This is a genomic window from uncultured Vibrio sp. (assembly GCF_947488985.1).
Lineage (GTDB): Bacteria > Pseudomonadota > Gammaproteobacteria > Enterobacterales > Vibrionaceae > Vibrio.
In genome coordinates this window covers 1-8668 of record NZ_CANLBV010000119.1, presented here as the reverse complement: position 1 = coordinate 8668, position 8668 = coordinate 1, and the positions used below count along the sequence as shown (strand labels likewise).

Here is an 8668-nt window from a genome sequence, read left to right as displayed (position 1 = left end):
TTGGGTATGTAAGCCCAGTTAACTTTGAAAAACAATATGTCGCTTAATACGGTGTCCAGTCTGACTGGAGCAGATCACCATGCTTACTACGCGTTTTGGTGCGATCATTTCAAATTGGCTAAAGCTCGCGCAAAGTTGTTCTTTAAATTCACTAATAGGATCAAAAGCTATCATACTAATAGGAAGCGCTTTATTACCACAAACTCGGGAAAGCGCCATCGTCCGGCCTTTGCTATCTTCAAACTCATGCCACAAGTTTCGCCACCACCCTACGTATTTTTGACCGGATAACTTTGTTTTGGTATCACAAGCACCAACCACATAAAAGATCGATGTTCCCTCAGCTTTCACGTACTTTGAGTATTGAGTGATACAGGCTCCGCGAAAAAACATTTCATGCGTTAAGCAGTGCCTATTTCTGCCATGGCCAAGCTTAGACAGCACCAAAAAATGACAATGCGCGATAAGAACCGGTAGCGCAGCACGGTAGTTTTTATTTTTAAGCAGCGTTTTTCCATAATAGATTCGGTCAAACTGTGTGCGTTTCAAAAAGACGTTTTCTCGATGCTCGGCTTGCACTATCGCTCGGTTTCCTTCATCAACAATTTCTTCGCCTAGCTCAGGAATATCCCACTGATAACACCCCGACTTAGGTAGAATGAAGGGTATAAACGTAGAACTGATATGAAGAATACGGCCGCTCGCTATATCACTGCTGACCAAAAACCAGAGGAAGTTAGCTTGCCCCTTATATGGAACTTTAAGGTAAGTAGTTGCGACATCCTCAGCGATGGCAAGGTTATGCATTTCAGCAAGGCTTATCGTTTCTAATGATTCAAAGCTGCGGTCAATTTGTACGGCAGACAGTTTGAGATCGGTCTCTGGAGCTATTGAGGTTTTTGATGACATCCAATGTTTTAGTGCTTCAAACCGGCTTAATGCATGGTCTGAGTAACTAACCCCAGTAAATGTTTTTCCACAATGGTTGCAACGATGACGCTGAGAGCCCGCCGCGCTATGCCCAAACTTTTTTACGTTCTCTGAGCGACAACAAGGACACCATTGACCAGTGGCTAATCCAACGCGTGATAGCCAATAATCCGCGATTAAATTGAAGCTCTCATTGTCCAACATTGGGGGATTGGCCCCGCACTTTTTGCAATGTACAGCAGCAAATCCAAGTTCAGTACTGTTGTAAACATAATCTGGGGAATTCGCTAGCCCAAGATTTGAGCATTGGCTGCTCTTGCAAACGTTTAAATCGAACATGACAGCAACATATCTTGTAAATTATTCATTGTAGCCACATCCAAGCCGCTCAAATGTGATTTGACTCACACTATATTGCCTATTGATTGCCTATTGTCGCCCGGTTTATAAATCACTAAGTAGAGCCCTATGAAAAAGACCCTTTTATCTACGCTGATTTTTGTTTGTGCATCTCCGTTACAAGCTAAAGATCTAACCATTCTCTATACCAATGATCTGCACGCCAAACACCAACCTTATATCGCTCAATATGTTGACGAAAAGAATGAAATCGGTGGCTTTGCGAATATTGCGTCATACGTTGAAAGTGAAAGAAAAGTAAGCCCTTCTGCACTTTTCTTAGATGCGGGGGATTATTTCGCTGGTTCAACTGTCGATTCATTAACGGACGGTGAGGCGACGATCGATATAATGAACCATATGGGTTACGACGCCGTCTCTGTTGGTAATCATGAGTTTGATTATGGCTGGGATAATATGCTAGTTCGCTTTTCAAAAGCCGAATTTGACATATTACTGGGCAACGTCTTCTTTGAAGATACAGAAACGTTAGTGTGGAAAAACCCTTATCAAATCATTGAAAAAGATGGCGTTAAATTCGGGGTCATCGGCATCCATGGGGAATTTGCATTTGATGATACTGTCTCTCACGAAATGCGACAAAATATTGAAGCAAGAGATGAGGCTTTTTATACCCAGAAGTATATTGACCAACTAAAGCCTCAAGTTGATGTTGTTATTTTATTGGTACATGAAGGCACACCTGCTCGACAATCCAGCTTTGGCGCTTCTGATGTGAAAAGAGCATTGAACAAAGACATTGAGTTAGCTAAGCAACTGTCTGGGCTTGATGTTCTCATTACAGGTCATGCTCATGTCGGCACTCCTGAGCCGATCGAGGTCAACGATACCTTGATCGTATCGACCGATGGCTACGGCATCAATGTGGGTAAACTGGTTTTAGATTTCAATGAAAAAACACGAACAATATCTGGCTATAACTTTGAGTTAAACACCATTTACGACAAAGATTGGGAGCGACACCCTGCAACTCAAAAAGCGGTTGATAAGTGGTCTGACGTTATCGAAGAAGCAACATCAGAAGTGATAGCAACAACGGACGAACTTCTAACTCGATCTTATGGTGAATCTTCTAGGCTAGGTAACCTTGCGGCCGATGCGATTTTAGCTCGATTCCCAGATTCAGTTGCTGCATTTACCAATAGCGGTGGTATCCGAGAAGATATTGCCGCAGGTGATATTACGCTTGGCGACGTTATCAATAGTTTCCCGTTCCCAAATTACCCGGCAGAAATGACGTTAACGGGTGAGCAACTGTATTCGCTATTGGAGCACGCAGCAGGCCTAACCAATGGCGTGATGCAATCTTCATCAAGTGTTTACTATGAATACAACTCATCACTACCCGTTGGCGAACGTATCGTTACGGCGACCATTAATGGTGAGCCGATTGTAAATAGTCAGTCCTATCGTATTGCGACCAACAATTTCTTTGCGGACGGCGGCGATGGGTTTAAAGCATTCGCATCAGGCAAAGATCGCGTTAATATTCCAAATGAATATCTATACACCACCGTCTCTGATTATTTAAAGACGAACAATGCCTTAGATAACATAAATGAAGTACGAATCGTCGACTCTAGTAACAAATAACCCCTTCATTTAATTCGATATTTAATAAAATTTGTTCATGCAATGCACGCATGAACAAATTTTTCAGTCATCACATATCGCTGTGTCATTAGACGTTAAATTCTAACGTGTCGCCATTTTCAGGGATCAGTATTTTCTCTAGTAAACCACTGTTCGCGATAGAATCTTTCAAAATAGAACGACTCACATCGCAATGGTTAAGCGCATCCATATGGTTTGTGATGACCTGATTAGGCAACAGACGAATAAACTCCATCACCTCATCGGTTGACATCAGTAACGGTTGACCAACATCCATCTGTGCGCGCGCCGCCGCGACCACGTTAATATCAGGCTTAAACTCATTCAATGCGCGTTTTATATCGTCTGTCAGAACGGTATCACCACTGATGAAAAAGCCTCTTATGGCTGTACTGTTGGCGAGTGGCTGCTCAATCAACGTTTGGTGCTAGCCAACGTCTATTAGAAAATACTCCGGTGTTTATTTCTCAAGTGGCTGAACAGGCAGGCTTTAAATCGGAGAGTGTGTTTCGCAAGTACTTCAAGTCCGCTTTCGATGTCGCCCCCCACCTACAAGCCGTCAAAGCACACCTTAATTGGCAGGATTGCGTACGTCATAAGGAATTTATTGAGATGAGGTCTAACGGTTAATATTTATGTCACCAACAAAGAGGAGGGGTAAGCAAACAACCACTCTTCGATTACTCATTTGCTAAAGGTAAATAGAATGACTAACTATAAAATTATTGACCAAGAAGTGGCGGCTCTCTCTGAAGTCATTTGTAACATGGCTTCAGATGTGTGGGAGTTTGCTGAACTCAGCTATGAAGAGTTTCAAAGCTCAGCATTACAAAGCGGGGTAATGGAGCAAAACGGATTCAATATTGAACAGAGAAATATCGCAGACTTAGCGACATCTTGGGTTGCTAGCTGGGGCAATGGATCTCCAGTTATTGGATACTTAGTTGAATTCGATGCATTACCAGATCTGGGCAATGACACCGTTCCCTATAAAGCACCGGCTAAGTCTGGCAATACCAATGGTCACGGTTGTGGTCACAACTTAATTGGTTCATCTTCCATTGGTGCGGCAATCGCCCTCAAAAACCACATGGAAAAAGAAAACATTCCCGGCACCATTAAAGTGTATGGCTGCCCTGCCGAAGAGTCTCTCAACGGTAAAAATTACATGGCCGCGACGGGCGTATTTGATGAGCTAGACATTTGTCTACATAATCACCCAGCTATGGTCAATGCTGCGATTAACTTCCACTCTACCGCCTCAATCGATCTGATTTTTGAATGGCATGGCACCTCAGCACACGCGGGTACAGCGCCATGGGAAGGACGCAGCGCGCTGCACGGAGCCGAAGTTTTTATTGTTGCGGCAAATATGATGCGTGAACAATTAGAGCCTACCAGCCGTTTACATTATCAAATTTTAAACGGCGGTTCGGCAGTAAACGTCGTACCCGATTACGCAAAAGTCTTAGTAAGATATCGCGGCAAAAGTGCCGACAATGTACGCAAGCATAAAGACTGGCTGGAAGATATTGCAAAAGGCGCAGCACTCGCAACTCAAACGCGTTCTGAAATGACCAATTTGGGCGGAATTTATGACAGCTTGGCGAATGATGTATTAGCCAACTCAATCAACGAACACATGCAGCGCTACTTCCCGATCGAATGGACCGAAGAAGAGCAAAATTTTGCGAAAGCCATCCAACGTGAAATGGGTAAACCAGAACACGGTATGGCGGTTGATATTATGGACGTACCTCAAGGAGTGGAAGTTGGTGGCTCATCAGATGTTGGTGACATTAGCTGGAATGTACCCACAATGGGAATTATGTATGCGTCATGGCCACAATACATCCCACCACATCAATGGGGCTGTACCGCTTGCAATGGTATGAGCATCGGCCAAAAAGCGGTCATGAGTGCAGCACACGCATTGGCGGCACAAGGGTTAGAACTTATGACCTCACCCGCACTGGTTGAACAAGCAAAAGCGGAATTTATCGCCAAAAAAGGCGACCGAGAATATGTCTCGCTTAATGACACCGTCAATAACCCACGTGGCATTCTCAATGATCAACAGCTTGCGCACTACGATTGCTGTCTTCATACCGCCATGGAACAGTTTGGTGACCATAATCATGGCTAAGTGGTATTCATAGTGAGCAGAGCCGACAACGACCGATTCAAAGCTGTCGTTGTCGGCTCGTATTTGTGAAATGATCTGCTCCAGTCAGACTGGACACCGCATTAAGCGACATATTGTTTTTCAAAGTTAACTGGGCTTACATACCCAAGAGCATTGGGCCTTCTTGTTCGATTATAATCAACTCTGATATATTCAAAAAGCGCTTGGCGCTTCATGCTTGCGGCAATGGTTTTTACATCATGTTTATTACCATTGACTTCAAGTTCTTTTTGAATACACCTTGCACCATCGCCCGCCAGTTCAAAGGCTCTTATGGCTGTACTTTTGTGTCGTTTGCGATAAAGGGTATGATAGTGAGCCATTTCGCTGTTTTTGTTCGAGAACGTAGCGGAGTACCTATAATTGCCAAATGTAATCATAGTCAGGATATCGACAAAGCAAGCATGGACTGGTGCTTATATAAACACCGATATTTGGCAGAAAATGCGTTTGTAAGAATTAAAATTATCTTTATATTTCAAACAAATAAAAAGTATAGAGCAAAATTATGTCCGCATAATATCGCTGGCATTTATGTTAATGTACCTGCCAATGTATTATTGACTAAAATGCGTATAGCAAAGATCAACACGCCCTAAATAAGATACAAGTAAAAACATCTGCATGGTGAGAAAGAAGAAGATAGCAGCTTTTGATGATGAGTACTTTTAAACGCTGGAATTAAAATGCTCTAGCTGTGAAGCGAACGACTGAGAACCGTATGAATATCTAGATATATGTACCGCAAGAAACCCCTAAGTTGAAATGCGGGATGCTCATCGTCATCTGCTTCCTTGGAACATGCCCCAAGCCAACCTTCTCGTAGTAAAATTGAAATGTTTATGACAATAACGAGGCAGCCTTAGGATAAGGCTGCCTCAACGGCTTGATTTTGTTAATTTACAAAAAAACTACTTAGATCTTATCCCACGCATCAGCCCAGTACAGGCTGTCACCAGGTGCGTAGGCGTTATTACTACACCAAGCGGTATAAGGCCATGGTTTACATTGATATGAATTACCATCGACACCAGTGACAATATCACCCTCACTATAGGATTTTCCCGGTTCGTAGATTGGGTAGTCACTTGGTGGAGGAGTAGAATTGTCATTATCAGTCAAAGCTATTATGAAAGCTTGTGGCGTTAGCGCATGTTCTTTTGAACCATCGTTGAATGAACCAGTGACAGTTATTTGGTAAGTACCGACGCTGAGATCACTGGCAAATAGCTCGATTAGGTTTGAACCATTAACCATTTCGCTTTTTTCAGCAAAAATATTTGAACCTTGAGTCAGCGTCGCTTTAACTGCAACTTCTGCGCTGGTATTGACATTCATTGGGATCGAAACACTGCCATTTTCTAATTCATAGCTGTTTTCAACACCTGTCACTGCCAGGCTTGGTAATTCAATCGGTGGTTGTTCGGTATCACAGTCATCATTACCGATTTTTTCCCATGGTGTTGCCCATGATTGCTCCGCACCTGGGATATCACCTTGAGTCCACCATTTAGCTTTCCATATACCATTGTTGTAAGTGGCTTGATCACCGCCATGATAAACTTGGCTGCTATCCCAGTTACCTGAACATTCGGACTCTTTCGCGAGCACCGTGATTGTGCTGACGCTTTTCATAGAAAGATTGTGTTGATTGGTTACTTCTAGCTCAACATTGATAACTTTATTAATCTCAACCTCAGGAGCATTAAATTCAATAATAGAGCCATTGCTGCTAATTTGGAAAGGAATGTCATCAGTGATTTTCCAATCGTACTTTAGCTCACTTGGATTTTCATCTTTAACAACAGCTTGTACTCTTACTCCAGTTTTCCCGGATTCAACTTGTTGCGGTGCTGTCATAGTGATTTCTGGTGGTACAGGTTCACCATCAACAACTGTAGTAACGGTCACTGTATCCGTATCAGTTGCATTACCATCATCAGAGATCGTTAGTGAGAAAATAAAATTAGCTGGATTCGTTAGTGCTGGGAGCTGGATGTTTGTCGCAGCTTGATCTGGGGTTTGGATTTCTACAGAAATGGGGCCTGACACCTGTTGCCACTTGTAGCCCGTGATTTCTCCTGACGACTGTTCACCAGATAGACTAACGGTAACGCCATTAGTTGCATTTACACTTTGATCATTACCTGCATTTGCTTTAAGAGGTAGTTCACCAAGATCATCAATAACTTTAACATTAAAGTGCTTTTCAATACACTTAACATAATCATTTTCAGCTAATGCTGAAAGCCCTGTTTGATAGGTAACAAGGTTACATTGATTAGCCGTGGTCCATGACTGTTCCCAGTTAATCGGAACGGCACCAGAACCGGTTGTGTGGTCATTGTAACTAGGTGTCGGTTGACAACCTAATGGCTCCAGTGATGCGACGTCAACTGAAAGGTAGTTGGCATGCTCTTTAAAATACTGCATTCGATTCACTGATTGAGGGGTTTCATCGTCTTTACCACATTCGAGACCACCATTGATGATGTTAGTCGTGTGGCCAAAGCTGCGTGTAATACCTGCATCAAGGTCTGCTTGGTTAGGCTGCCATGTACCATCAATAACATGTAACATGCTTGGCTTTGGTGGCTGTGGTGTAATAAAGAACCAGATTGCACTGGCCAAGTTCATCCATGTATCAGCGACACGTTCAGGGTTATTGAGGAGAGTTTCAACATCGCCATAGATAGATTGTGAGAATGGGCCATAGTTGTAGTTATAGCTTAGCTGTTTAGCACCACGACCAAAGTAACTTTTATTCGTTCCATCTGCGAAAGTGCCACAAGGGTATGCTTCACCAGTCCAGCCATCACACTGAAGATAAGCATTACGAGTTTCCTCTGTATAACCCATTTCTCTTAGGTGATAAAGTCCTTGTCGCCATCTGGGAATTGCATTACTCGCATCGTTATAGCTGGTTTCTTGGGTGAAGTGAGCAAAAACAACGGCTAGAGAATCGCGGCAGATTTGTTCAGTATTATGCCCGTCGGTATAATCATCACAGAATGCAGGATATTTACCAACAGCTTTTAAGAAGTTCTCATAAGTATAAGCTGGGTTTCTTAGTGGGAATAAGAAGTCCCATGTTTCAGCACTAATGATACGCTCAACATTTTTTACATTGTTTGGGTTAGATGCCTTACCTGGTTCAATTTTTTCGACAAGCTCATTGTCTAAAGTACGAACAGACTTGACAAGCACTTCCATTTGTTCGCCATGTTGGGCTATTTGAGCATCTCGATCTATAATTGCTTGGCTCAAGGGGAACTCTGTTACATTTGCAACAGCACTTGCACTAAATACTGCTAATGCAATAGTGCTTATTTTTAGTTGTAAAACTTTCATTACGTAAGTAGGACTCTCTAGTTTGAAGAAGGTAGAATAATAAAGGATTACGTTGATGTGTAAAGTAATAAAATTAACATTAAAGTAATAAAACTAGGGCGTGTTGATCTTTGCTGTACATTTCGCGTTCAACAATACATCGGTAGCCACATCAACATGAATGCCAGC

General features: G+C 42.7%; 6 protein-coding genes and 2 pseudogenes. 4 read left to right on the top strand and 4 right to left on the bottom strand.

The genetic code is table 11. The features are described 5' to 3' along the window. Positions 1-18: 18 nt before the first annotated feature. Positions 19-1134: a hypothetical protein gene (locus Q1A70_RS17760; protein WP_299694740.1), complete on the bottom strand. Its 1116-nt coding sequence runs from the start codon at positions 1132-1134 to the stop codon at positions 19-21. Positions 1135-1398: 264 nt separating this feature from the next. Here Q1A70_RS17760 and Q1A70_RS17755 point away from each other — a divergent pair, with 264 nt between their 5' ends. Further along, entirely contained in the window at positions 1399-2943 is a 1545-nt protein-coding gene (locus Q1A70_RS17755; RefSeq protein WP_299694737.1) for a bifunctional UDP-sugar hydrolase/5'-nucleotidase, read from the top strand. Between the two features lie 88 nt (positions 2944-3031). Here the strand turns inward: Q1A70_RS17755 and Q1A70_RS17750 are convergent, their stop codons facing one another. Further along, a complete protein-coding gene (locus tag Q1A70_RS17750; protein ID WP_299694734.1) occupies positions 3032-3382 on the bottom strand; it encodes a hypothetical protein in 351 nt (116 codons plus the stop codon). Between Q1A70_RS17750 and Q1A70_RS17745 the strand changes: the two genes are divergently transcribed. Then, positions 3367-3594: a hypothetical protein gene (locus Q1A70_RS17745; protein ID WP_299694731.1), complete on the top strand. Its 228-nt coding sequence runs from the start codon at positions 3367-3369 to the stop codon at positions 3592-3594. The two genes, Q1A70_RS17750 and Q1A70_RS17745, sit on opposite strands and share 16 nt — an antisense overlap. Positions 3595-3670: 76 nt before the next feature. Next, positions 3671-5110 (top strand): amidohydrolase, encoded by a 1440-nt coding sequence (locus Q1A70_RS17740; RefSeq protein ID WP_299694728.1) that lies wholly within the window; start codon positions 3671-3673, stop codon positions 5108-5110. A 101-nt stretch (positions 5111-5211) separates the two neighbouring features. Here the strand turns inward: Q1A70_RS17740 and Q1A70_RS17735 are convergent. Then, positions 5212-5319: pseudogene (locus Q1A70_RS17735) on the bottom strand (IS3 family transposase); the annotation flags it as partial. 119 nt (positions 5320-5438) lie between these two features. Here Q1A70_RS17735 and Q1A70_RS17730 point away from each other — a divergent pair. Next, a pseudogene (locus tag Q1A70_RS17730) lies at positions 5439-5713 on the top strand (IS5/IS1182 family transposase); the annotation flags it as partial. A 351-nt stretch (positions 5714-6064) separates the two neighbouring features. On the opposite strand, the gene Q1A70_RS17725 reads toward Q1A70_RS17730, so the two are convergent. After that, complete coding sequence (locus tag Q1A70_RS17725) at positions 6065-8416, bottom strand: glycoside hydrolase family 19 protein (protein ID WP_299694725.1); 2352 nt, start codon at positions 8414-8416, stop codon at positions 6065-6067. Positions 8417-8668: the final 252 nt, after the last annotated feature.

Excerpts from the sequence above, each read along its gene's own strand:
- Q1A70_RS17760 (WP_299694740.1), bottom strand. The coding sequence starts at position 1,134 with ATGTTGGACAATGAGAGCTTCAATTTAATCGCGGATTATTGGCTATCA.
- Q1A70_RS17755 (WP_299694737.1), top strand. The coding sequence starts at position 1,399 with ATGAAAAAGACCCTTTTATCTACGCTGATTTTTGTTTGTGCATCTCCG.
- Q1A70_RS17740 (WP_299694728.1), top strand. The coding sequence starts at position 3,671 with ATGACTAACTATAAAATTATTGACCAAGAAGTGGCGGCTCTCTCTGAA.